The organism is Teichococcus aerophilus (assembly GCF_014490485.1).
Taxonomy (GTDB): Bacteria; Pseudomonadota; Alphaproteobacteria; order Acetobacterales; family Acetobacteraceae; genus Pseudoroseomonas; species Pseudoroseomonas aerophila.
In genome coordinates this window covers 61646-84452 of sequence record NZ_JACTVA010000009.1, presented here as the reverse complement: position 1 = coordinate 84452, position 22807 = coordinate 61646, and the positions used below count along the sequence as shown (strand labels likewise).

Genomic DNA, 22807 nt, shown 5'->3' with positions numbered 1-22807 from the left:
ATGGTCCCCCGCCTCTAGCCGGACTGGTCCCACATGATCGCATATCCGCACCGGCATCTCCTCGCCCTTCAGGGGCTGGAGCCGCCATACATCGCCGATCTGCTGGATCTGGCTGAATCCTATGCCCTCCTGAACCGCAGCGGAAAGACGCAGCGGGACCAGCTCAAGGGCCGGACGCTCATCAACCTGTTCTTCGAGGACAGCACCCGCACCCGCACCAGCTTCGAACTGGCCGGCAAGCGCCTGGGCGCGGACGTGATCAACATGTCCGTCAGCCAGTCCAGCGTGAACAAGGGGGAGACGCTGCTCGACACCGCCTCCACCCTCAATGCCATGCATTGCGATCTGCTGGTGGTGCGCCACGCCCAGTCCGGAGCGCCCGCCCTGCTGAGCCAGAAGGTGGATGCGGCGGTCATCAATGCCGGTGACGGCACGCACGAGCACCCGACCCAGGCGCTGCTGGATGCGCTGACCATCCGCCGCCACAAGGGCAGCCTGGAGAATCTGGTGGTCGCCATCTGCGGCGACGTGCTGCACAGCCGGGTGGCGCGCAGCAACATCCACCTGCTCTCCGCGATGAACTGCCGGGTGCGCGTCGTCGCCCCGCCGACCCTGCTGCCCGCCGAGGTGGAGCGCATGGGCGTGGAAGTGTTCCACGACATGAAGACCGGCCTGCGCGACGCCGACGTGGTGATGATGCTGCGCCTGCAGAAGGAACGGATGGCCGGCGGCCTCGTCCCCTCCGCCCGCGAGTATTTCCGCTTCTTCGGGCTGGATGCCGCCAAGCTCGCCGTCGCCAAGCCGGATGCCATTGTCATGCATCCGGGCCCGATGAACCGTGGCGTCGAGATCGACAGCGCCGTGGCGGACGACCCGGTCCGCAGCGTCATCGGCGAACAGGTGGAAATGGGGGTCGCCGTCCGCATGGCGGTGCTCGACATCCTCTCCCGCAACCTGCGGCGGAACGCCCGGCCATGATGCCCTTTTCCTCCCCCGACATCCTGTTCACCAATGCCCGGTTGCTGGACCCGGCCTCCGGTCTCGACTCGCCCGGTAGCCTGCTGGTCAGCCGGGGGCTGATCGCGGACCATGGCGGCTCGCTCGGCGTGCCGGATGGCGCCACGGTGGTGGATTGCGGCGGCGCCGTGCTGGCCCCCGGGCTGATCGACCTGCGTGCCAGCCTGGGCGAGCCCGGCAACGAGTACCGCGAGACTATCGACAGCGCGGCGGAAGCGGCGGCGGCGGGCGGCATCACCACCCTCTGCGCCCTGCCGGATACTGAGACGCCGCTCGATGACCCCGCCCTGCTGCAATATGTGTGGCGGCGGGGGGAGGCGCTGGGCAGCCTTTCCATCCTGCCCTATGGCGCCGCCACCCGCGCCTGCGCCGGCAAGGACCTGTCCGAGTTCGGCCTGCTGAAGGAGGCCGGTGCCATCGCCTTCACCGATGGCACCCACGCCATCGGCAATGCCCGCGTCATGCGGCTGGCGCTCTCCTACGCCCGCGCCTTCGGCAGCTTCATCGTGCAGCATCCGGAGGAGCCGGATCTTGCCCGCGGCGGCGTCGCCACCGAGGGCGAGATGGCCAGCCGCATGGGCCTGGCCGGCATCCACCCCGCCGCCGAATCCATGATGGTGGCGCGGGACATCGCCCTCGCCCGCATCACCAAGGGCCATGTGCATTTCGCCCATGTCTCCACCGGCGCGGCGCTGGATCTCATCCGGCAGGCGAAGGATGAAGGGCTGCGCGTCACCTGCGATACCGCGCCCCCGTATTTCGACCTGAACGAGACGGCGATCGGCGATTTCCGCACCTATGCCAAGCTCTCCCCGCCGCTGCGGCGGGAGGAGGACCGGCTGGCCGTGGTCGCGGCGCTGCAGAATGGCACGATCGACGCCATCGCCTCCGACCACCAGCCGCGCGATGCGGATGATAAGCGCCTGCCCTTCGCCCAGGCCGCCGCCGGCGGCGCCGGATTGGCCACGGTGCTGGGGGTCACGCTGGCGCGGGTGCATGGCGGCGACCTCTCGCTGCTGGACGCGCTGGCGCTGCTGACCTGCAAGCCCGCCACGCTGCTGGGGCTGGAGACCGGCCGCCTGACCCGCGGCGCCCCTGCCGACCTGGTGATGTTCGACCTGGAGCGCGGCTGGAAGGTCGAGGCAGGCAAGCTGCCCGGCAAGGCGCAGAACTCGCCCTTCGACGGCCGGCCACTGGAAGGCCGCGTGATGGGCACCTGGAAGGCCGGCAAGCGGGTGTTCGGGTGATCCCGCTTCTGGCCGCCGTCATCGGCTATCTGTCCGGCTCGGTGCCCTATGGGCTGCTGCTGACGCGTGCGGCAGGGCTGGGCGATATCCGCAGCATTGGCAGCGGCAATATCGGCGCCACCAACGTTCTGCGCACCGGCAATAAGAAGGTGGCCGCCGCCACCCTGTTGCTGGATGCGCTGAAGGGCGCCATCCCCGTGCTCCTGCTGGGCTGGCTGTGGGGCCGGGATGCCGGGCTCATTGCCGGCATCGCCGCGCTGCTGGGCCACATTTTCCCGGTCTGGCTGGGTTTCAAGGGCGGCAAGGGTGTCGCCACCGGCGCCGGCGTGCTGCTGGCCGCCAGCTGGTGGATCGGCCTGATCTGCGCGCTGATCTGGGTGGTGATGGCCAAGGTCACGCGCATCTCCTCCGCCTCCGCGCTGACGGCCTGCGCCTGCGCGCCGGTCATCGCACTGATCTCCGGCGATCTGCGGCTGGCCGGCTTCGCCCTGGTGCTGGTGCTGCTGATCATCTGGCGCCACCAGGACAATATCCGCCGCCTGCTGGCCGGCACCGAGCCAAGGATCGGCAAGAGCAAGTGACCAGGGTGGGCAAGTGAGCCAGGCCGAGACCCTCGCCCTGCTGCGCCTGACGCGGACCGAGGGGATCGGCCCGCTCACCTGGCGCCGCCTGCTGGGCCAGTACGGCACCGCCTCCGCCGCGCTCGCGGCGCTGCCGGGCCATGCTTCCCGCCGTGGCGCCCCCTTCACCCCCTTCCCGGCCGCCGCCGCCGAGGCGGAGCTGGAGAAGCTGGACGCCATGGGCGGCCGCTTCCTGGTCTGGGGCGAGGACGACTACCCGCCCTTGCTGGCCCTGCTGGAGGATGCGCCGCCATTACTGGCCGTGGTGGGCGACGCCGATTGCCTGCATGAGCGCCAGGTCGCCATCGTCGGCGCCCGCAACGCCTCCGCCCTCGGGCGTCGCATGGCGGCGGAACTGGCGGAGGCGCTGGCGGCGCAGGGCATCGTCGTCACCTCCGGCCTCGCGCGCGGCATCGATGGCGCGGCGCATGAAGGCGCGCTGCGCGCCGGGCAGAGCGTCGGCGTGGTGCCGGGTGGCATCGACGTCGCCTACCCGCCCGAGCATGCCGGGCTGCAATCCGCACTGGCCGAGGCCGGCGCCGTGGTGGCGGAAGCGCCGCTGGGCACCGCGCCCATCGCCCGCCACTTCCCCCGCCGCAACCGCATCATCGCCGGTCTCAGCCTGGGCGTGGTGGTGGTGGAGGCCGCCTACCGGTCCGGCACGCTGATGACCGCCCGCCTGGCGCTGGAAGCGGGGCGCGAGGTGTTCGCCGTGCCCGGCAGCCCGCTGGACCCACGCTGCGCCGGCTCCAACGACCTCATCCGCCAGGGCGCGCACCTCGCGGGCGGGGTGGAGGACATCCTCCAGCACCTGCCGGATGCGCCGCGCGAGCCGGTTCTGTACCGCCCGAAACCCCTCCCCACAGCGCCCGAAAAGCCGGAAACGCCGCGGGGGGCCGTATCCGACGCCGCGCAACTGCTTGATTTAATAGGCAACAGTCCAGTCACTGTTGACGAGTTGCTCCGGCGCTGCCACCTCTCCGCTGCTGCGGTGCAGGGTATCCTGCTGGATTTGGAGCTGGAGGGGCGAATCGAAACCCTCACCGGCAACCGGGTCGTCCGCAGCGATTGAACGTGATCGTCGGAGGCTGTCCGGGCCTGGGGCGAGAATCACGTGAGTAGAAATAGGCTTGGGTTCTGACCGCTGCCCATGGGGGACGCGGAAGGGGCCGAAGCGTTATCCCGCCTGGGTCCGGCCCGCCCTCATCGTGGCCAGAGAGAGCACGCGACACCTGCCATGACCGACGTCGTCGTCGTCGAATCGCCGGCCAAGGCGAAGACCATCAACAAGTATCTGGGCCAGGACTTCACCGTCCTCGCCAGCTTCGGCCATGTGCGGGACCTCCCTGCCAAGGACGGCAGCGTGCGCCCGGATGAGGACTTCGCCATGGACTGGTCCAGCGAGGACCGGGGCGAGAAACAGGTGGCCGCCATCGCCAAGGCGATGAAGGGGGCCAAGCGCCTGTTCCTCGCCACCGATCCGGATCGCGAGGGCGAGGCCATCTCCTGGCACGTGCAGGAGATGCTGCGGGCGAAGGGCGCGCTGAAGGGCGTCGAGGTCCACCGGATCACCTTCAACGAGATCACCAAGCGCGCCGTGCAGTACGCCCTGGCGCATCCGCGCGACCTGGATACGCCGCTGATCGAGGCCTATCTGGCCCGCCGCGCGCTGGACTACCTGGTGGGCTTCACCCTCTCCCCCGTGTTGTGGCGCAAGCTGCCGGGCAGCCGCTCCGCCGGCCGCGTGCAGTCCGTCGCGCTGCGGCTGATCTGCGAGCGGGAAGCCGAGATCGAGGTCTTCAAAGCGCGCGAGTACTGGACGGTCGAGGGCAAGTTCCTCACCGTCAACGGCGCGCCGTTCCATGCCCGGCTGACGCATCTCGAAGGCAAGAAGCTCGACCAGTTCGACCTGTCGAACGAGGCCGCGGCCCAGCATGCGAAGAAGACGGTCGAGGGTGGCAGTTTCTCCGTCGCCACGGTCGAGAAGAAGCGCGTCCGCCGCAATCCGCCGCCGCCCTTCACCACCTCCACCCTGCAGCAGGAATCCTCGCGCAAGCTGGGCTTCGGCGCGCAGCAGACCATGCGCCTGGCGCAACAGCTGTACGAGGGCGTGGACATCCAGGGCGAGACGGTCGGCCTGATCACCTACATGCGTACGGACGGCGTGCAGATGGCGCGGGAGGCGATGTTCGCCATCCGCGACCATGTGAAGGAGAGCTTCGGCCCCGACTACATCCCGGCCGCGCCGCGCGAATATTCCTCCAAGGCCAAGAACGCCCAGGAGGCGCACGAGGCCGTACGCCCGACCGATGTCAGCCGCCGGCCGGAGGACGTCGCCCGCTTCCTCTCGCCCGAGCAGCGCCGGCTGTACGAGCTGGTCTGGAAGCGCGCCGTCGCCAGCCAGATGCAGTCCGCCGAGCTGGACCAGACCGCCGTGGACCTCGCCGATGCCGCCGGCAAGTCCAAGCTGCGCGCCACCGGCAGCGTCATCGCCTTCGACGGCTTCCTGAAGCTGTACCGCGAGGATGTGGATGACAGCGCCGGTGACGACGAGGAAGGCCGCACCCTGCCGCCGATGCGCCAGGACGACCCAGCGAAGCTGACCGCCGCCCAGGCCGACCAGCACTTCACCCAGCCGCCGCCGCGCTATTCGGAAGCGTCGCTGGTGAAGAAGATGGAGGAGCTCGGCATCGGCCGCCCCTCCACCTACGCCTCCATCCTGCAGACCTTGCAGGACCGCGACTACGTGAAGATCGACAAGCGGCGCTTCGTGCCGGAGGACCGTGGCCGGCTGGTCACGACCTTCCTCGTCTCGTTCTTCGAGCGCTACGTGGACCCGCACTTCACCGCGGGGCTTGAGGAGCAGCTGGACGACATCTCCGGCGGCCGGGCCGACTGGCGCGCGGTGATGCGCGCCTTCTGGGAAGAGTTCAACGCCGCCGTCGGCGCCACCAAGGACCTGACCATCAGCGCCGTCATCGACGCGCTGGACGAGGAGCTGGGCCCGCACTTCTTCCCGCAGCAGGAAGATGGCGGCAACCCGCGCGCCTGCCCCTCCTGCGCCAATGGCCGGCTGGGCCTGCGGCTGGGGCGGAACGGCGCCTTCATCGGCTGCTCCAACTACCCCGAGTGCCGCTACACCCGCCCGCTGACGGTACCGGGTGGTGAGGGCGAGGCGGAAGCCGGCGGCCTGGCCGGCGGCATGAAGGAACTGGGCGTGGACCCGGTCAGCGGCCAGGATGTCACGCTGCGGCGCGGCCCCTACGGCGTCTATGTGCAGCTCGGCGAGGGCGGCACCGATGCCAAGGGCAAGCCGACCAAGCCCAAGCGCACCAGCCTGGCGCGCGGCATGGATGCGGAGACGCTGACCCTGGAACGGGCGCTCGCCCTGCTCTCCCTGCCGCGGGTCATCGGCCTGCATCCGGAAAGCGGCGACGAGATCACCGCCGCCATCGGCCGCTTCGGCCCCTACGTGAAGATGGGCAGCATCTTCAAGTCGATCGACAAGGACGATGACGTCCTCAGCATCGGCATCAACCGTGCCGTCTCCCTGCTGGCGGATGCGGCGGCGCGCGTGCGCTCCATGGGCCCCCACCCGAAGGACGGGGAGCCGGTGGAGGTCAAGAAGGGTCGCTTCGGTCCCTTCGCGCAGCATAATGGCTTCGTGGCCAGCCTGCCGCGCAACCTGACGATGGAGGAGATCACCCTCGATCAGGCCGTGGCGCTGCTGGCCGAGAAGGGCAAGAAGCTGCCGCCGAAGGGTGCCAAGAAGGGCGCGGCGAAGAAGGCGGCCCCGCGTAAGGCGGCCGCGACGCCGGCCGCCGACGGCGCCGAGGCCAAGCCGAAGAAGGCCGCAGCGCCGAAGAAGGCGGCAGCCGCCACCGCCAAGAAGCCGGCGGCGAAGAAGCCCGCCGCCAAGAAGGCCGCCGCACCCAAGGCGGCGGCCAAGGCCCCGGCCGCGAAGGCCAAGGCCTGAGCGGCGAGCCCGACAACGGCAGCGGCCCCTCGCCGCTGCCGACACGCGACCAGCTTCGCCGCTTCCTGCGCGATGCCAAGGGCGATGTCGGCAAGAGCGACATCGTCCGGCATTTCGGCCTGAGCGTTGAGCAGCGCCCGGCCCTGCGGGAATTGCTGCGGCAGTTGCAGGCGGAAGGCGTCGTCGCCCGCTCCGGCAGCCGCCGCGCCCGCGACATCCAGAAGCTGCCGGAAGTGGCGGTGGTCGAGGTCTTCGGCATCGACCCCGATGGTGACCCCCTCGCCCGCCCGGTCGAGTGGCTGGGCGAAGGCCGCCCGCCGCTGGTCTATATGCGCCCGGAACGCCCCGGCCAGCCCGCCCTGGCGCCGGGCGAGCGGGTGATGGCCCGGCTGCGCTCCATGGGCGGCGGCAAGTATGACGGCCGCACCTTCAAGCGCCTGGGCGCCGCAGCCGCGCCGCGCGTGCTGGGGCTGTACCAGGACGGCCGCGTGCAGCCGGTGGACAAGCGCCAGAAGGCCGAATGGACCGTGCCTGCCGGCCAGGATGGCGGCGCCGAGCCGGGCGAGCTGGTGCTGGCCGAACCCATCAACCATGTCGGGCCCGGCCTGCGCCCCGTCCGCATCGTTGAGCGGCTGGGGCGGATGGATGCGCCGCGCGCCATTTCCATCCTTTGCGTCCACCAGCATGGCATCCCGGACACCTTCCCGCCCGCCGCGCTGGCCGAGGCGAACGCCGCCGGTGCCGTGGACCTGCAGGGGCGTGAGGATCTTCGCCCCATCCCCCTCGTCACCATCGATGGCGAGGATGCGCGGGATTTCGACGACTCCGTCTGGGCGGAAGCGACGGCGGATGGCTGGCGCGTCATCGTCGCCATCGCCGACGTGGCGCATTACGTCCGCACCGGCAGCGCGCTGGATGACGAGGCGCGGCTGCGCGGCAACAGCGTCTACTTCCCCGACCGCGTCGTGCCGATGCTGCCGGAAGCGCTTTCCAACGAATGGTGCAGCCTGAAGCCGGGCGAGAACCGCGGCTGCCTGTTCGTGGACATGCGGTTCGATGCCGGCGGCACCAAGACCACCCACCGCTTCGGCCGTGGCCTGATGCGCTCCGCCGCCCGCCTGACCTACGAGCAGGTGCAGGAAGCGCATCTGCGTGGCGAAATGGTGGAGACCATAGCACCGCTGTTCGGCGCCTATGCCGCGCTCCAGAAGGCGCGGGACGCGCGTGGCACGCTGGACCTGGACCTGCCCGAGCGCCGCGTGCTGCTGGACGAGAACGGCCAGGTGCGGGACGTGGTGCCGCGCCTCCGCCTCGACTCGCACCGGCTGATCGAGGAATTCATGGTCGCCGCCAATGTCTGCGCGGCGGAGACGCTGGAAAAGCAGGGCCAGCCCTGCATGTACCGGGTGCATGAGCGGCCCTCCGACGAGAAGTTGGAAGGGCTGCGCCAGTTCCTGGACAGTTTCGAACTGGACCTGCCCGCCGCCGGCGAGCTGCGCCCCGCCCACTTCGCCGCGTTGCTGGACCGTACCAAGGACCTGCCCGAGGCGCGGCTGATCCATGAGGCGGTGCTGCGCGGCCAATCCCAGGCCGCCTACAGCCCGGAGAATCTGGGGCATTTCGGCCTGGCGCTGCCCCGCTACGCGCACTTCACCAGCCCCATCCGCCGCTATGCCGACCTGCTGGTGCACCGCGCGCTGATCGGTGGGCTGAAACTGGGGCCGGAATCGATTCCGCCAGCCGACGCCGCCGAATTCGCCGAGATCGGCGAGCGCATCACCCGCGCCGAGCGCCGCGCCGCCGCCGCGGAGCGGGATGCGGTGGACCGCTACCTGACTGGCCTTATGGCAACACGCATTGGCAACATATTCGCCGCGCGTATTTCGGGGGTGACACGGTTCGGACTGTTCGTCACCGTGGAGGAGAACGGCGCGAGCGGAATCGTGCCGTTGTCATCCCTGCCGGACGATCGATGGATTCACGAGGAGGCCGAACGCCGGCTTTCAGGCCGAAACACCCGATTGGTGTTCAGCCTGGGCCAAGCGGTCGATGTGCGGCTATCCGACGCCGCTCCGCTGACCGGCGGCCTGGTGTTTCATCTCATGCAGGGCGCACCGCCCGCGCGCGGAGCAAGGCGGCGCTAGGCGTCCTGCGCCTTCCCCTGACACGCGCCGCCTTCCTCCGGCTGGCCGTGGCGATACTGCTGTCCCTGGTAGCGGGCCTGCCGGCGCGTGCGCAGGACGGTCCCTTCCCGCGCAACATGGTGCAGCCAGCCTTGCAGCAGGCCTTCACCGCCATCCTGGAACGCCACCTGGAGCCCGCCGCACCCGCCGACCTGGCCCTGTGGTCCCTGCGCGGCCTGGGCGCCGTGGATACTCGGCTGAGCGCCGAAGTCGTCAGTGGCCTGCTGCGGCTGACCCTGGGGGACCGGCTGCTGGCCGAGTTGCTGGCCCCCGCCCAGCCGCTGCAGCCCGGGACGCCACCAGGCGCCGCGCGCCCGGAGGCAAGGCCACCGGCGGACGTGCTGGCGAGCACGCTGACGGAATTCTACGCGGCCGCCTGGGCGGCCTCCCCCGTGCTGCGCCATGCGGGGGCCGAGCGGATGCTGCAGGCCGGGTTCGACGAGTTGTTCAACCACCTGGACCCCTACAGCCGCTACGTCACCGCACAGGATGCGCTGGAGGCACGGGAACGCCGGGTCGGCCAGTCGTCGCTGGGGCTGCGGCTGGCCGGCGGGCGGCGAAACGTCGTCATCATCGCCTCCGTCGTGCCGGATGGCCCGGCGGCGCGGGCCGGGCTGCGGGAGGGCGACCAGTTGCTCTCCATCGACGGCTACCCGGTCTCCGCCCGCCGCATCACCGAGGCCGCCGAGTTGCTGGAAGGCTACACCGATACCGAGGTGTCGCTGGGGCTGCGGCGCGGCAACCGGCGCCTGACCATCTCGCTCCGCCGCAGCAGCCAGCCGAGCCAGACGGTCCGGGCCGAGCGGTCGGACGGGCTGCTGTGGCTGCGCGTGTCCCATTTCTCCGCCCAGACCACGGACGACCTCTCCACCGCCCTGCTGGATGCCTTCTCTGGCCCACAGGCGCCGCGTGGCGTGGTGCTGGACCTGCGTGGCAACCGGGGCGGCGTGCTGATGCAGGCGATGTCGGTAGCCGACCTGTTTCTGACCGATGGCCCGGTGGCCAGCAGCCTGGGCCGCCACCCGGATTCGGTGCGCAACTGGCGCGCCGCGGGGCGGGACCAGGCGCAGGGCCGCCCGGTGGTGGTGCTGGTGGACGGGCGCACCGCATCCTCCGCCGAGATCGTCACCGCCGCCCTGTCCGACCGTGGACGGGCCGTGGTAGTCGGCAGCTCCACGCTGGGCAAAGGGCTGATCCAGATCGTCGTGCCGCTTTCGAACGGCGCGGAGGTACTGATCTCCTGGTCCCGCGTGCTGGCGCCGCTGGGCTGGCCGGTACAGGGGCTGGGCGTGCAGCCGGCGCTGTGCACCAGCCTGGGGCTGGATGCGGTGCAGGCGGAGCTGGCGCAGCTCTTCGCCGGCCAGGCCCCCAGGGCAGCGGTACTGGCCCGCCTGCGGGCCGCCCGGGCCCCCGTGCCGGCCAGCGAGGTCTCCGCCCTGCGCAACACCTGCCCGCCCGCCGAGGGCCGGGAACTGGATGCCGAGGTGGCGAAGGTGCTGATGGACCGCCCCGGCGCCTACGGCACCGCCCTCGCCCGTTAAAAACAGCCTGAAAACACACGGGAATCGAGGATGTGCTTGACTACGGCCGTGGGCGGTATAGTTTCCGCGGCCTCAAGCTAGCCGGGAATGCGGAGTCTAGTATCGCCCGGTCCAGAGCAGCGCAGTTTGCGTCGCACCACGGCGACTACGGAAGAATGTCATGGCCAAGTCCAACACGATCCTGATCAAGCTCGTCAGCACGGCTGACACCGGCTACTTCTACGTCACGAAGAAGAACACCCGGTCCACGACCAACAAGCTGGAATTCAAGAAGTACGACCCGGTCGCCCGGAAGCACGTCGTCTTCCGCGAATCCAAGATCAAGTAAGCCGCTTCGCCCGCCCCGCGCGGGCGAGGACTGGCTACGGAACAGGGCCGTCCCTTTGGGAGCGGCCCTTTTTCCGTTTCGGTTGCCTGGGTGCGGGCGGGCCGTCAGACGGTCGCGGTGCCGGTGCTGCGGGCCTGCCAGTCCTCCGGCTCCGCCAGTTCCACGCGGTTCCGGCCCTTGGCCTTGGCGCGGTACAGGGCCGCATCGGCGGCCGAGGTCAGGTCGTTCAACGTATCTCCCGGGCGGCTGACCGCCACGCCGATGCTGGCGGTGATGAACAGCGGTGCCATCCGGTCCAGCTCCACCGGCGTCTCCACCAGCGATTCCCGCAGCCGCTCGGCCACCTGCATGGCTTCCGCCGCGTCCGCGGCGGCCATGGCGACGACGAATTCCTCGCCACCGAAGCGGGCCACCACGTCCATGGCGCGCAGGTGGTGCTTCAGGCGCTGCGCCACCTCCCGCAGCACCTCGTCCCCCGCCGCGTGGCCATGGGTGTCGTTGACGGCCTTGAAGCGGTCCACGTCCACCATCAGCAGGGCGGCGCCACCGGCGCGCAGCAGCCCTTCCAGGTGGCTGGTGATGTAGCGGCGGTTGCGCAGGCCGGTCAGCCCATCCGTCACCGCCATCTCCAGCGAGCGGTCCAGCTCGGCCCGCAGCCGCTCCTGGTAGCGCTTGCGACGGATCTGGTTGCGGACGCGGGCGCGCAGTTCATTCGGGTCCACCGGGCGCTGCACGTGGTCGTTGGCGCCAAGGTCGAAGCCGCGCAGGATCATCGGGCGCTGGTCCTCGTCGGCGATCAGCAGCACCGGCAGGTCCCGCGTATGCGCCTGGGCCCGCAGGCGGGAGGCGAAGCGGAGCCCACCCACCCCATCCAGGGAGAGGCTGAGCAGCGCCAGGTCGAAATTGCTTTCGGCCAGCATGGTCCAGGCCGTGGCGCTATCCGCCGCCAGATGCACCTGGACGCCGTCGCCGGAGAGCACGCTGCTCAGCAGCTCGGCCTCATTGATATCCTCGGTCACCACCAGAGCCTCGGCGCCGGCGACGCTGTTGGAAGGCTGCGGCTCCGGCGCGAAGCCCAGGTCGCGCGCCGTCTCCGCCCGCAGGCGGAAGGCGTCCAGCACCTGCTTCATCCGCAGCAGGGCCCGCAGCCGGGCAAACAGCGTCGGGTGGTCCACCGGCTTGGAGAGGAAATCGTCGGCGCCGGCTTCCAGCCCGCGCACCCGCTCGGCCGGGTCCACCAGCGCCGTGATCATGACGACGGCAATGGAGGATGTCAGCGGATTGGCCTTCAGGCGGCGGCAGACCTCGTAGCCATCCATCCCCGGCATCATGACGTCCAGCAGGATGACGTCCGGCGCCCATTCGGCCGCTTTCGCCAGGGCCTCGGGTCCCGACGCGGCCAGGGCCACCTCGTAATATTCAGCGTTCAGGCGTGCTTCCAGCAGGCGAAGATTGGCGGCGATATCATCCACCACCAGGATACGCGCACTCATACCGCCAGATCCTCCGCCGGAGAGGGTGTGGAACAGACCGAGGCTCCAGACCCTCGAGGCCCATTGCCTCAGCTCCTCCCTCCACCTGCCCCACCGCCCTGGGGCAAGCAAGCGAGGACGCTGCTTGCAAGCCTTCAATATATATCGAACAACACGATAGCCTGGCGGCGGCGCATTCAACGATATCACCAAACCCTTAATGCGGCCGGGTTTCAGCCACCGATCCCCGCATAGCATGAAACGGCCGGGACCACCGCGAAATCAGCGGCGCTGGTACTGCGTCTTGCCGAACAGCAGCTCCCGCTCCGCCTCGCTCATCGGCCCGCTGCGCTGGTTCCCGGATAATACGGCGACGCCGCGCTGCACCGCCGGCCGCGCCGCGATGGCGTCGTGCCAGCGCCGCACTGCCGGATACTCGCCCAGGTCGATCCCGCGCCGGTCGGGGTTGCGGACCCAGGGGAAAGTGGCGATGTCGGCGATGGAATATTCATCGCCCGCCAGGTAGGCGCTTTCGGCCAGGCGCTTCTCAAGCACATTGTGCAGGCGCTTCACCTCGTTGCCGTAGCGGTCGATGGCGTAGGGGATCTTCTCCGGCGCATAGGCGGCGAAGTGGTTGTACTGGCCGAACATCGGGCCGACGCCGCCCATCTGGAACATCAGCCACTGCAGGGCGGTGTAGCGGTCCACCGGGTCCGCCGGCAGCAGGCGCCCGGCCTTCTCGGCCAGATAGATCAGGATCGCGCCGCTCTCGAACAACGATACGGTACGGCCATCCGGGCCTTCCGGGTCGACGATCGCGGGGATGCGGTGGTTGGGGTTGATGGCCAGGAATTCCGGCCGGAACTGCTCGCCCTTGCCAATATTGACCGGGACGATCCTGTAGGGAAGCTCGAGCTCCTCCAGGGTGATATGAACCTTGTGGCCGTTCGGGGTCGGCCAGCTCCAGACTTCGATCGTCATCACGTCACTCCGGGAGTGTCTGGTCGCGCGTTCTCCCGCCGGGCGGCGGTCGCGCTTCAGCAGCCCAGATGGGGCGTGATGCGCGAAGCGGCAACCGGCCTCAGCCGCCGGCGAGGCCGGTGACGAAGCCGGACATCAGGAAGCCGATCATCAGGTCCAGCAACACCAGCCCGGCAGCCGCGCCGCCGCCCACCCGCAGCGCCAGGCCGGTGGAAAACCATTGCAGCCACAGCAGGTAGCCCAGCCCGGCCAGGTTGATCCCCTGCCCCAGCCAGCCCGGCAGCAGCGAGGCGACCAGGGAGATCACGACGATGGCGCAGTACTGGAACAGGCTGACCCAGTTCCAGGTCGCCAGGAAGCGGGGCCAGAAGGCGGCCTGGCCGGAGGCGATGGCCATCGGCAGCGTCGCCAGTCCATAGCCGGCCCAGCCGACGACAAAGCCGATCATCTCCGCCGACACGCCCCGCCCGGTCAGCGGCACGGTGCCGGAGATCACGCGGATCAGCATGAACAGCGGCAGGCAGAAGGCGGCCGCCCAGTAGGACCGCGCGGCGGCATCGGGCGCCAGCGGCATCAGCATGATGCCCTCCGGCCGCCCACGCGCCAGCATCAGCGCGCCGCGCAGCCCGGCCAGCATCTCGGCCTTGCGCGGCTTCTCGGGCAGGAGCGTGCTCAGGCGAAGGCCCTGGCCGGCAGCAGCGCGGCAATGACGGCGGCGTAGAGGCGGGACAGCGCCCGCAGCTCCTCCACCGGGGTCGATTCATCGGATTTGTGCATGGTGGCGCCGACCGCGCCCAGCTCCGCCACCGGGCAGTAGCGGGCAATGAAGCGGGCGTCGGAAGTGCCGCCGCCGGTATCCAGCTTCGGCTCCACCCCGGCCGCCTGCCGCGTGGCCGCCTGCAGGGCCGCGACGAACGCGCCCGGCTGGGTCAGGAAACTCTCGCCGGAGCAGGAGACATCCAGCTCGTAGCGTGCGCCCTCTTCCTCCAGCACATCGCGGATGTGCCGGGTGAGCGAGACGCTGGAATGTAGGTCGTTGAAGCGGATGTTCAGCCGTGCCCGTGCCACGGGCGGGATGACGTTGGTGGCCGGGTTGCCGACGTCGAAGCTGCTGACCTGCAGCGTCGTCGCCTCGAACCACTCGCTGCCCTGGTCCAGCGGCGTCGCGGTCAGGGTATGCAGCACGCGCACCAGGCGGTGGATGGGGTTATCGGCGCGCTGCGGGTAGGCGGTGTGACCCTGCACGCCATGGATGGCGATGGCGACATTCATGCTGCCGCGCCGGCCGATCTTGATGGTATCGCCCAGCACGGCCTTGCTGGTCGGCTCCCCCACCACGCACATGTCGGGGATCTGGCCGTTGGCCTGCATCCACTCCAGCACCTTTACGGTGCCATCGGTGGCCGGGCCTTCCTCATCGCCGGTGATCAGCAAAGAAAGGCTGCCGGGCAGGTCCCGCGGCAGGCTGGCGATGGCCGCGATCCAGGCGGCGACGCCGCCCTTCATGTCCGTCGCGCCGCGGCCATAGACCACGCCGTCGCGCACGTCCGCACCGAAAGGGTCGGCTGTCCAGCCGCCGAGGTCGCCTGGCGGCACCACGTCGGTATGGCCGGCGAAGCAGAGATGCGGCCCTTCGCTGCCCCGGCGGGCGAACAGGTTCTCGATCTCGCCGAAGCGCAGCCGGGTGAAGGTGAAGCCCAGGGGTTCCAATGCCGCCTCCAGCACCGCCATCGCCCCCGCATCGGCGGGGGTCACGCTGGGGCAGCGGATGAGGTTCTGGAGCAGCGGCAAGGGATCCATGGCGGCGCTCAGTCCCGCAGCAGCTCGTTGATGCTGGTCTTGCTGCGGGTCTGCGCGTCCACGCGCTTGACGATGACGGCGCAGTACAGGCTGGGGCCCGGCGTGCCGTCCGGCAACGGCTTGCCCGGCAGGCTGCCCGGCACCACCACGGAATAGGGCGGCACCTTGCCGATGAACACTTCGCCCGTCGCGCGGTCGATGATCTTGGTGGAAGCGCCGAGGAACACGCCCATGGAGAGGACGCTGCCCTCACCCACGATCACGCCTTCCGCCACTTCGGAGCGGGCGCCGACGAAGCAATTATCGCCGATGACGACCGGGTTGGCTTGCAGCGGCTCCAACACGCCGCCGATGCCGGCGCCGCCGGAGATGTGGCAATTCTTGCCGATCTGGGCGCAGGAACCGATCGTGGCCCAGGTATCCACCATCGTGTTCTCATCGACATAGGCGCCGAGATTGACGAAGGAGGGCATCAGCACGACGCCCTTGCCGATGAAGGCGGAGCGGCGGACGACGGCGCCCGGCACGGCGCGGAAGCCGGCCTCACGGAAGCGGTTCTCGCCCCAGTCCTTGAACTTCAGCGGCACCTTGTCATAGGCGCCGAGGCCGACATCCATCGGCGCGCTGTCTTCCAGGCGGAAGGAGAGCAGCACGGCCTGCTTCAGCCACTGGTTGACCTTCCAGCCGCCCTGCCCATCCGGCTCCGCCACGCGGGCCTTGCCGGAGTCCAGCAGCTCCAACGCCGCCTCGATCGCCTCACGCTCCGCGCCCTGGGTGGCGGGCGAGATCTCGGCGCGGCGGGCCCACAGGCCCTCGATGGTGGAGGAAAGGCTGGCGAGGTCCATGCAGGTCATTCCCGATCGGCGCGTAGCGGTAAAAAAGGGTCGCGCCGGTATCGGGTGGGGCCGGGCCGCTGTCAACAACGGCGGGGAAGCCGCCCCAGCCGGAGTGCCACGACTACTACAGCACGGCCCTACCGTACTGAGGCCGCCAACGCGGCCCGCCGCCTATGCGGCGCAGCCAAGCCGCCGGAGGCGGCGCCCGGCGCCTGAGGGCACCACCGAACCCGCAGCACGGCCCTCGCCGTGCTGAGGCCGCGAACGCGGCCCGCCGCTTATGCGGCGCAGCCAAGCCGCCCGAGGCGGCGCCCGGCGCCTGAAGGCACCACCGAACCCGCAGCACGGCCCCCGCCGTGCTGAGGCCGCGAACGCGGCCCGCCGCTTATGCGGCGCAGCCAAGCCGCCGGAGGCGGCGCCCGGCGCCTGAGGGCAATATCAAGGCCTGATCAGCGTGCCCGCGCCGCCATCGGTGAACAGCTCGATCAGCACGGCATGCGGCACGCGGCCATCGACGATGACGGCGCCCTTCACCCCCTGCTCGATCGCGTAGATGCAGGTCTCGATCTTCGGGATCATGCCGCCCGAGATCCAGCCGGCGGCGATGCCGGCGCGGGCCTGGGCTACCGTCATCTCCGGGATCAGCTTCTTGTCGGCGTCCAGCACGCCAGGCACATCCGTCAGCATCAGCAGGCGGGACGCGTTCAGGGCACCGGCGATGGCACCCGCCGCCGTATCCGCATTGATGTTGTAGGTCTGGCCATCGGCGCCCACGCCCACCGGTGCCACCACCGGCACGATGTCGGCGCCGATCAGCAGTTCCAGCACATGCGGGTCCACGCGGTCCGGCTCACCCACGAAGCCGAGGTCCAGCACCTTCTCGATGTTGCTCTCGGGGTCGCGGTAGGTGCGCTCCAGCTTCCGGGCGCGGATCAGCCCGCCATCCTTGCCGGAGATACCCACGGCGAGCGCGCCGGCGCGGGTGATGCAATCGGCCACCTGCTTATTAACGGTGCCGGAGAGCACCATCTCCACCACGTCCACCACATTGGCGTCCGTCACGCGCAGGCCGTTGACGAACTGCGACTGGACGTTCAGCCGCTTCAGCATGGCGTTGATCTGCGGACCGCCGCCATGGACCACGACGGGGTTCACGCCCACCTGCTCCAGCAACGCGATGTCGCGGCCGAAGCGGTTGGCGGCTTCCTCCTCGCCCATGGCGTGGCCGCCATACTTCACGACGATGATCTGGTCGTCGTATCGCTTCAGGAACGGCAGCGCCACGGCAAGAAGTTCCATCTGGCTGCGTGCTTCTTCGGTCATGGCCGTTCCTTCCCGGCAGGGGCGTCAGTCTCCGCGCCGCGTCTAGGGGCGCAGGGCAAAGGGGTCAAGGCCGCGCTGCCGGGGTGACGGCTTCGGCATGATCCTTTAACAGCAATGCCAAATCACGCTTCCCGGACTATCCGTGGAAAGACGTCTCATTCTGGGAAACATCGGTCATGACCACCCGCCCCCGTCTGCGAACCGCCCTCGGCCTTTTCCTGCTCGCGCCGCTCGCGGCGGTGCCGGCACTGGCGCAGGATTCCACCCTGCGCGTCGGGCTTGGGGCCAACATCACCTCGCTGGACCCGCATTTCCACGTCATCGGCTCCAACAGCGCCCTCGCCCGCAACATGTTCGACGGGCTGGTGAACCAGGATGACCGGCAGCAGCTGGTGGCCGGCCTGGCCAGCGCCTGGCGCGCGGTGGACGACACCACCTGGGAATTCGCCCTGCGCCCCGACGCCCGCTTCCACAACGGCGCGCCGGTGGAGGCGGAGGACGTCGCCGCCAGCCTGCGCCGCGTGCCCAATGTGCGGAACAGCCCGTCCTCCTTCCTGCCCTTCGTGCGGGCGATCGCGGCGGTGGAGGTGGTGGACGCCCGCACCCTGCGCATCCGCACGCGAGAGCCCTTCCCGCTGCTACCCAACTCGCTGAGCCGCATCGCCATCCTGCCCCGCACACTGGAACAGGCCGAGACCGCCGACTTCAACAGCGGCAAGGCGATGATCGGCACCGGCCCCTACCGCTTTGCCGCCTACACCCCGGGCGACCGGGTGGAGATGGAAGCGGCGCAGCCCGGCCAGAGCGGCGCGACCTGGGCGAAGGTCAGCTTCCGCTTCCTGCCCAACAACCCCGGCCGCGTCGCCGCGCTGCTCGCCAACGATGTGGACGTGATCGAGAACGTGCCGACCACGGACGTGGAACGGCTGCGGAAGGACAGCCGCGTCCAGTTGGCCTCCATCGCCTCCAACCGCGTCATGTACCTGCACCTGGACCATGAGCGGGAGCAGTCGCCCTTCGTGCGCGGGCGGGACGGTGCCGCCATTCCCAATGCGCTGCGCGATGCGCGCGTGCGGCAGGCGCTCTCCCTCGCCATCGACCGTCGGGCGCTGGTGGCGCGGGTGATGGATGGCGAAGGCACCGCCGCCGGCCAGCTGGTGCCGGAAGGCTATTTCGGCCACGTCCCCGGTCTGGCGGCGCCTGCCGCCGACCTGAACGCCGCCCGCCGCCTGCTGGGTGAGGCCGGCCTGCCCAACGGCTTCCAGCTGACCCTGCACGCACCGAACGACCGCTACCCGAATGACGAGAAGGTGGCCCAGGTACTGGCGCAGATGTGGACGCGCGCCGGCATCCCCACCAAGGTCGAGGCCCAGCCCGGCAACATCTACTTCACCCGCGCCAGCAACCGCGAATACAGCCTGATCATGGGCGGCGCCGCGGCCGAGACCGGCGAGGCGTCCTCTGTCCTCCGCCCGCTGCTGGCCAGCTTCAATGCCGAGCGCGGCGACGGTTCCGGCAATCGCGGCCGCTATTCCAACCCGGAGTTCGACCGCCTGCTGGGCGAGGCGCTGCGCACCGTGGACGATGCGAAGCGCGAGGCCCTGCTGCGCCAGGCGACCGAGCTGGCCATTCGCGAGAACGGCGTCATCCCGGTGCTGTTCTTCGCCAATAGCTGGGCCACCCGCCCCGGCTTCACCTACCGCCCGCGTACCGATGGCTGGACCCTCGCCATCAACGCCACCCGCTGAGAAGGCCGCTGCCCATGACCACCAAGCTGCCCATCATCATCGACTGCGACCCCGGGGTGGACGACGCCATCGCCCTACTGCTGGCCCTGGCCTCGCCGGAGCTGGAGGTGCGCGCCATCACCACCGTCGCCGGCAACGTGCCGGGGGAGCGGACACTGGATAACGGCCGGCGCGTCGTCGCCCTCTCCGGCCGCACGGAGGTGCCGGTGCATGCCGGCTGCGTCGGGCCGCTGCTGGGGCCGGTGATGCGCGGCAAGTACAGCGGCGCCGGGGGGCTGGGCGGCACGCTGCTGCCGGAGGCGACCGTGCCGCTCGCGGCCGGCCATGCGGTGGACGTGCTGACCGCCGAGCTGTCGGCCGCCGCCGCTGCCGGCAAGCCGATCACCCTCTGCACGCTCGGCCCACTGACCAACGTGGCGGTGGCCCTGGCGCGCGACCCCTCCCTGGTGCGGGGCATCGCCCAGGTCGTGTGCATGGCCGGGGCCTTCGTGGCCGGCGGCAACCGCACCCCCACCGCCGAATTCAACGTGCTGGCGGACCCGCATGCGGCGGAGATCGTCTTCCGCAGCGGCGCACCGATCGTGCTGGCGCCGCTGGATGTCACCTTCCAGGCGCTGGCCACGCCCGCCCGCGTCGCCGCCCTGCGCGGCATGGGCGGCCGCATCACCCAACTGGCGGCCGAACTGATCACCTTCTATGACCGCAACGACCCCGCCCGCTACGGCGAGCCCGGCGGGCCGCTGCATGACCCCTGCGTCATCGCCTACCTGCTGAAGCCGGACCTCTTCGGCTTCCGCGAGGCCAATGTGAGCGTCGAGCTGACCCAGGGCCTCTGCTACGGCCAGACGGTGGGCGATTTCTTCAACACCACGGACCGCCCGCGCAACGCCAAGGTGCTGTCAAAGCTGGATGCCCAGGGGTTCTTCGACTTGCTGTGGGAACGGCTGGCTTCCTACTGAAGCGGGCGTGAAGGCCGGGGGAACGAGTTCCCCCGGGCCGCATCTCTATTTTCGAGTTTGGGTATGCGCCGGTAGCGACGGGATTTGCGCCGCTGCGCGATGCTTGAGATCTGCACTGAACAGTGCGGACAACCTGCCGGCGGAGCGAATGACTCATCGGGCTGCGAGGGCAGACCCTGAAACCGCCGTGGCCCATGTCCCGCCGCGTCCAAAGCCGGGCAAGAAAAAAGGCGCCCCCATCCCAGGGGCGCCCAAACCAAACACTGCAAAACGAAGATTAGGTCCCGAGGGAATTCCTTCCCCCGGCCCTCTCCTTCAGCCTTCCGGCACTTCCTCCGCCGGGATGGCCAGCGCGGCCAGCTCCGCGCGCAGTTCCGGGATGCCGAAGCCCGTTTCGCTGCTGGTGGTGATCACCATCGGGTGGGCGGCGGTGTACTTCTTCACCAGCGCCGCCGCTTCGGCTTCCCGCTTCGCCAGGGGGCCCGGCTTCACGTCATCGGCCTTGGTCAGCACGATCTGGAAGGTGACGGCGGCTTCCGTCAGCAGCTTCATGGCGGCGTGGTCGGACGCCTTGGTCTCGATCCGCGCATCCAGCAGCAGGATGACCCGCCGCAGCGTGGGACGACCGCGGAGGAAGTTGAACATCAACCCCTGCCAGTCTTCCTTCACGCTCTTGGCCGCCTTGGCGTAGCCGTAGCCAGGCATGTCCACCAGCACCAGGCGGTCGCCCAGGTTGAAGAAGTTCAGCTGCTTGGTGCGCCCCGGGGTGTGGGAGACGCGCGCAAGGCTGTTCTGCCCCGTCAGTGCGTTGGTGATGGACGACTTGCCGACATTGGAGCGGCCGCAGAACGCCACTTCCGGCAGGCCGGGGTCCGGCAGGTGGTCCAGCGCCTGGGCGGCGTAGAAGAAGTTGCAGGGGCGGCAGAACAGCAGCCGCCCCTCCTCCAACGCCGCAGCGCGTTCGTCGTCGTCGCGTGCGTCGGCGAGACTGGTCATCGCTTGACCTTGGCCAGCTTCTTGGCCGTGGCGCGGGCCTGCAGCTCATGCCGGCTGATATAGGCCTGCTGGCCGATGGAGAGCAGGTTGTTCCAGGACCAGTAGATCACCAGCCCGGCCGGGAAGCTCGCCAGCATGAAGGTAAAGATCACCGGCATCCAGGTGAAGATCTTGGCCTGGATCGGGTCCGGCGGCGCCGGGTTCAGCTTCTGCTGGAAGAACATCGTCAGGCCCATGATGATCGCCCACACCGGCATGTGCAGCATGGCGGGCGCGTCCCACGGGATCAGGCCGAACAGGGTGAACAGGTTGGTCGGGTCGGGCGCCGAGAGATCGCGGATCCAGCCGAAGAACGGCGCGTGCCGCATTTCGATGGTGACGAACAGCACCTTGTACAGCGCGAAGAACACCGGGATCTGGATCAGGATGGGCAGACAGCCGGAGGCGGGGTTCACCTTCTCCGTCTTGTACAGCGCCATCATCTCCTGCTGGGCCTTGCCCGGCTCGTCCTTATAGCGCTCCTTGATCTCGGTCATCTTGGGCGCGAGCAGCTTCATCCGCGCCATGGACTTGTAGGCCTTGGAGGCCAGCGGGAAGAACAGCGCCTTCAGGGCAACCGTGAAGATCAGGATGGCAATGCCGAAATTGCCGATGTGGTGGAACAGCCAGTCCAGCGCGTAGAAGAACGGCTTGGTCAGGAAGTAGAACATGCCGAAGTCGACAGCCTTGTCGAAATCGGTGATGCCCAGATTGTCGCGGTAGCCATCCAGCAGCCGCACTTCCTTGGCGCCGGCGAAGACGCGGGTGCCGACATGCGCGGTGGCACCGGGGGCGACGGATTGCGGCGCGGGCGTGGCGAAATCCACCTGCCAGCGGTCCTGCCCGCCCTCCACCACATGGCGCCACGTCGCGCGCATCGGCTGCGCGGGGTCCACGGGGTTGATGGCGGTCAGCCAGTACTTGTCGGTGAAGCCGGCCCAGCCACCGCTGGTCTCCTGCTCCAGCGCGACGCCACGGCGTTCGCCGCCGTCGCTCTTGGCGGTCTTGTAAGTCGTCTCGTGCAAGCGGCCGCCGAGCACGCCGACGAAGCCTTCATGCAGGATGTAAAAGCCGGCCACGTGCGGCGTCGTCTCGCGGCGGATGCGGACCCACGGCAGGACGGATGCGGCCTCGGTGCCGTTGTTCACCACGCGCTGATCGGCCTGGACCATGAAGTTGGCGTCCAGCGTCAGCACGATCTGGAACACCTGGCCCTGGCCGTTGTCCCAGGACAGCGTGACGGGCGTGGAGGGCGAGAGCGGGCCGCCCTGCGCGGTCCAGTCCGTATCGGCATCCGGCACGCGGGTGCGGCCATCGCCGGAGGACCAGCCCCACTGGGCGAAATAGGGCTGCTGCTCTTCCCGCGGCGCCAGCAGGCGCACGTTGGGGGAAAGCGGGTCCACCGTGTCGCGGTAGTCCTTCAGCACCACGTCGTCCAGGCGGGCGCCACGCAGGTTCACGCTGCCGGAGATGCGCGGGCTCTCGATGCGCAGGCGCTCAGGCGCCGGGCGGCTGGTGGCGGCGGCCTGGGCGGACTCGGCGGAGCCAGGGCTGGAGGGCAGCACGGCGGGCGTGCTGACGCCGGGCGTCGCCGTGACGGGCGAAGCCGGCTCGGTCACGGCGGCGGCGGGGGAGGTTTCCGGCGCGGGGGTGGTTTCCCGCTTCCAGAGGTCGAAGGCGAGCAGGATACCGATCGAGATCGCGATCGCCGCAAGAAGTCGCTTCTGGTCCATCGGAGCTG

General features: G+C 69.6%; 18 protein-coding genes. 10 read left to right on the top strand and 8 right to left on the bottom strand.

What is annotated here, in order from left to right; translation table 11 throughout:
* Positions 1 to 33 precede the first annotated feature (33 nt).
* From IBL26_RS07540 to rpmG, 8 genes are all read left to right on the top strand, one after another.
* Complete coding sequence (locus IBL26_RS07540; RefSeq protein ID WP_187783862.1) at positions 34 to 978, top strand: aspartate carbamoyltransferase catalytic subunit; 945 nt, start codon at positions 34 to 36, stop codon at positions 976 to 978.
* The gene (gene pyrC, locus IBL26_RS07535) at positions 975 to 2264 is read left to right on the top strand and encodes a dihydroorotase (protein ID WP_408901903.1); all 1290 of its coding nucleotides are present in this window, start codon (positions 975 to 977) and stop codon (positions 2262 to 2264) included. The genes IBL26_RS07540 and pyrC overlap by 4 nt, the downstream gene beginning before the upstream one ends.
* Positions 2261 to 2845 (top strand): glycerol-3-phosphate 1-O-acyltransferase PlsY, encoded by a 585-nt coding sequence (gene plsY, locus IBL26_RS07530; protein WP_187783861.1) that lies wholly within the window; start codon positions 2261 to 2263, stop codon positions 2843 to 2845. Before pyrC ends, plsY begins: the two co-directional genes overlap by 4 nt.
* Positions 2846 to 2858: 13 nt before the next feature.
* Complete coding sequence (dprA, locus tag IBL26_RS07525) at positions 2859 to 3956, top strand: DNA-processing protein DprA (protein WP_187783860.1); 1098 nt, start codon at positions 2859 to 2861, stop codon at positions 3954 to 3956.
* Between the two features lie 165 nt (positions 3957 to 4121).
* Positions 4122 to 6860 (top strand): type I DNA topoisomerase, encoded by a 2739-nt coding sequence (topA, locus tag IBL26_RS07520; RefSeq protein ID WP_187783859.1) that lies wholly within the window; start codon positions 4122 to 4124, stop codon positions 6858 to 6860.
* Positions 6857 to 9004 carry a ribonuclease R gene (gene rnr, locus IBL26_RS07515; RefSeq protein WP_187783913.1) on the top strand — a complete coding sequence of 716 codons (2148 nt, stop codon included), beginning with the start codon at positions 6857 to 6859 and terminating at the stop codon, positions 9002 to 9004. Before topA ends, rnr begins: the two co-directional genes overlap by 4 nt.
* Positions 9005 to 9051: 47 nt before the next feature.
* Positions 9052 to 10584 (top strand): S41 family peptidase, encoded by a 1533-nt coding sequence (locus IBL26_RS07510; protein ID WP_187783858.1) that lies wholly within the window; start codon positions 9052 to 9054, stop codon positions 10582 to 10584.
* Positions 10585 to 10744: 160 nt separating this feature from the next.
* Complete coding sequence (rpmG, locus tag IBL26_RS07505) at positions 10745 to 10912, top strand: 50S ribosomal protein L33 (protein ID WP_007438733.1); 168 nt, start codon at positions 10745 to 10747, stop codon at positions 10910 to 10912.
* Between the two features lie 104 nt (positions 10913 to 11016).
* On the opposite strand, the gene IBL26_RS07500 is transcribed toward rpmG, so the two are convergent.
* The 6 genes from IBL26_RS07500 to argB form a co-directional block, all read right to left on the bottom strand.
* Positions 11017 to 12405, bottom strand: coding sequence for a PleD family two-component system response regulator (locus tag IBL26_RS07500; RefSeq protein ID WP_187783857.1), 1389 nt, complete (start codon positions 12403 to 12405; stop codon positions 11017 to 11019).
* 261 nt (positions 12406 to 12666) lie between these two features.
* Positions 12667 to 13365 (bottom strand): glutathione S-transferase family protein, encoded by a 699-nt coding sequence (locus IBL26_RS07495; RefSeq protein ID WP_187783856.1) that lies wholly within the window; start codon positions 13363 to 13365, stop codon positions 12667 to 12669.
* 100 nt (positions 13366 to 13465) lie between these two features.
* On the bottom strand, positions 13466 to 14002 hold the full coding sequence (locus IBL26_RS07490) for a hypothetical protein (RefSeq protein WP_187783855.1): 537 nt from the start codon (positions 14000 to 14002) through the stop codon (positions 13466 to 13468).
* A gap of 35 nt (positions 14003 to 14037) precedes the next feature.
* Positions 14038 to 15165 (bottom strand): succinyl-diaminopimelate desuccinylase, encoded by a 1128-nt coding sequence (gene dapE, locus IBL26_RS07485; protein WP_187783854.1) that lies wholly within the window; start codon positions 15163 to 15165, stop codon positions 14038 to 14040.
* 8 nt (positions 15166 to 15173) lie between these two features.
* On the bottom strand, positions 15174 to 16010 hold the full coding sequence (gene dapD, locus IBL26_RS07480) for a 2,3,4,5-tetrahydropyridine-2,6-dicarboxylate N-succinyltransferase (RefSeq protein WP_187783853.1): 837 nt from the start codon (positions 16008 to 16010) through the stop codon (positions 15174 to 15176).
* A gap of 429 nt (positions 16011 to 16439) precedes the next feature.
* Positions 16440 to 17324 (bottom strand): acetylglutamate kinase, encoded by an 885-nt coding sequence (gene argB / locus IBL26_RS07475; protein WP_187783852.1) that lies wholly within the window; start codon positions 17322 to 17324, stop codon positions 16440 to 16442.
* A gap of 176 nt (positions 17325 to 17500) precedes the next feature.
* Here argB and IBL26_RS07470 point away from each other — a divergent pair, with 176 nt between their 5' ends.
* Both IBL26_RS07470 and IBL26_RS07465 read left to right on the top strand, forming a co-directional pair.
* The gene (locus IBL26_RS07470; RefSeq protein ID WP_187783851.1) at positions 17501 to 19072 is read left to right on the top strand and encodes an ABC transporter substrate-binding protein; all 1572 of its coding nucleotides are present in this window, start codon (positions 17501 to 17503) and stop codon (positions 19070 to 19072) included.
* A gap of 14 nt (positions 19073 to 19086) precedes the next feature.
* Positions 19087 to 20031, top strand: coding sequence for a nucleoside hydrolase (locus IBL26_RS07465; protein ID WP_187783850.1), 945 nt, complete (start codon positions 19087 to 19089; stop codon positions 20029 to 20031).
* Between the two features lie 315 nt (positions 20032 to 20346).
* Here IBL26_RS07465 and yihA read toward each other — a convergent pair whose 3' ends face one another.
* Both yihA and yidC read right to left on the bottom strand, forming a co-directional pair.
* Positions 20347 to 21027, bottom strand: a complete 681-nt coding sequence (gene yihA, locus IBL26_RS07460; protein ID WP_187783849.1) for a ribosome biogenesis GTP-binding protein YihA/YsxC — start codon at positions 21025 to 21027, stop codon at positions 20347 to 20349.
* Complete coding sequence (gene yidC / locus IBL26_RS07455) at positions 21024 to 22799, bottom strand: membrane protein insertase YidC (protein WP_187783848.1); 1776 nt, start codon at positions 22797 to 22799, stop codon at positions 21024 to 21026. Before yidC ends, yihA begins: the two co-directional genes overlap by 4 nt.
* Positions 22800 to 22807: the final 8 nt, after the last annotated feature.

Excerpts from the sequence above, each read along its gene's own strand:
- IBL26_RS07495 (WP_187783856.1), bottom strand. The coding sequence starts at position 13,365 with ATGACGATCGAAGTCTGGAGCTGGCCGACCCCGAACGGCCACAAGGTT.
- pyrC (WP_408901903.1), top strand. The coding sequence starts at position 975 with ATGATGCCCTTTTCCTCCCCCGACATCCTGTTCACCAATGCCCGGTTG.
- dapD (WP_187783853.1), bottom strand. The coding sequence starts at position 16,010 with ATGGACCTCGCCAGCCTTTCCTCCACCATCGAGGGCCTGTGGGCCCGC.
- rpmG (WP_007438733.1), top strand. The coding sequence starts at position 10,745 with ATGGCCAAGTCCAACACGATCCTGATCAAGCTCGTCAGCACGGCTGAC.
- yihA (WP_187783849.1), bottom strand. The coding sequence starts at position 21,027 with ATGACCAGTCTCGCCGACGCACGCGACGACGACGAACGCGCTGCGGCG.
- yidC (WP_187783848.1), bottom strand. The coding sequence starts at position 22,799 with ATGGACCAGAAGCGACTTCTTGCGGCGATCGCGATCTCGATCGGTATC.
- IBL26_RS07490 (WP_187783855.1), bottom strand. The coding sequence starts at position 14,002 with ATGCTGGCCGGGCTGCGCGGCGCGCTGATGCTGGCGCGTGGGCGGCCG.
- IBL26_RS07465 (WP_187783850.1), top strand. The coding sequence starts at position 19,087 with ATGACCACCAAGCTGCCCATCATCATCGACTGCGACCCCGGGGTGGAC.
- argB (WP_187783852.1), bottom strand. The coding sequence starts at position 17,324 with ATGACCGAAGAAGCACGCAGCCAGATGGAACTTCTTGCCGTGGCGCTG.
- IBL26_RS07540 (WP_187783862.1), top strand. The coding sequence starts at position 34 with ATGATCGCATATCCGCACCGGCATCTCCTCGCCCTTCAGGGGCTGGAG.
- IBL26_RS07500 (WP_187783857.1), bottom strand. The coding sequence starts at position 12,405 with ATGAGTGCGCGTATCCTGGTGGTGGATGATATCGCCGCCAATCTTCGC.
- dapE (WP_187783854.1), bottom strand. The coding sequence starts at position 15,165 with ATGGATCCCTTGCCGCTGCTCCAGAACCTCATCCGCTGCCCCAGCGTG.
- topA (WP_187783859.1), top strand. The coding sequence starts at position 4,122 with ATGACCGACGTCGTCGTCGTCGAATCGCCGGCCAAGGCGAAGACCATC.
- IBL26_RS07470 (WP_187783851.1), top strand. The coding sequence starts at position 17,501 with ATGACCACCCGCCCCCGTCTGCGAACCGCCCTCGGCCTTTTCCTGCTC.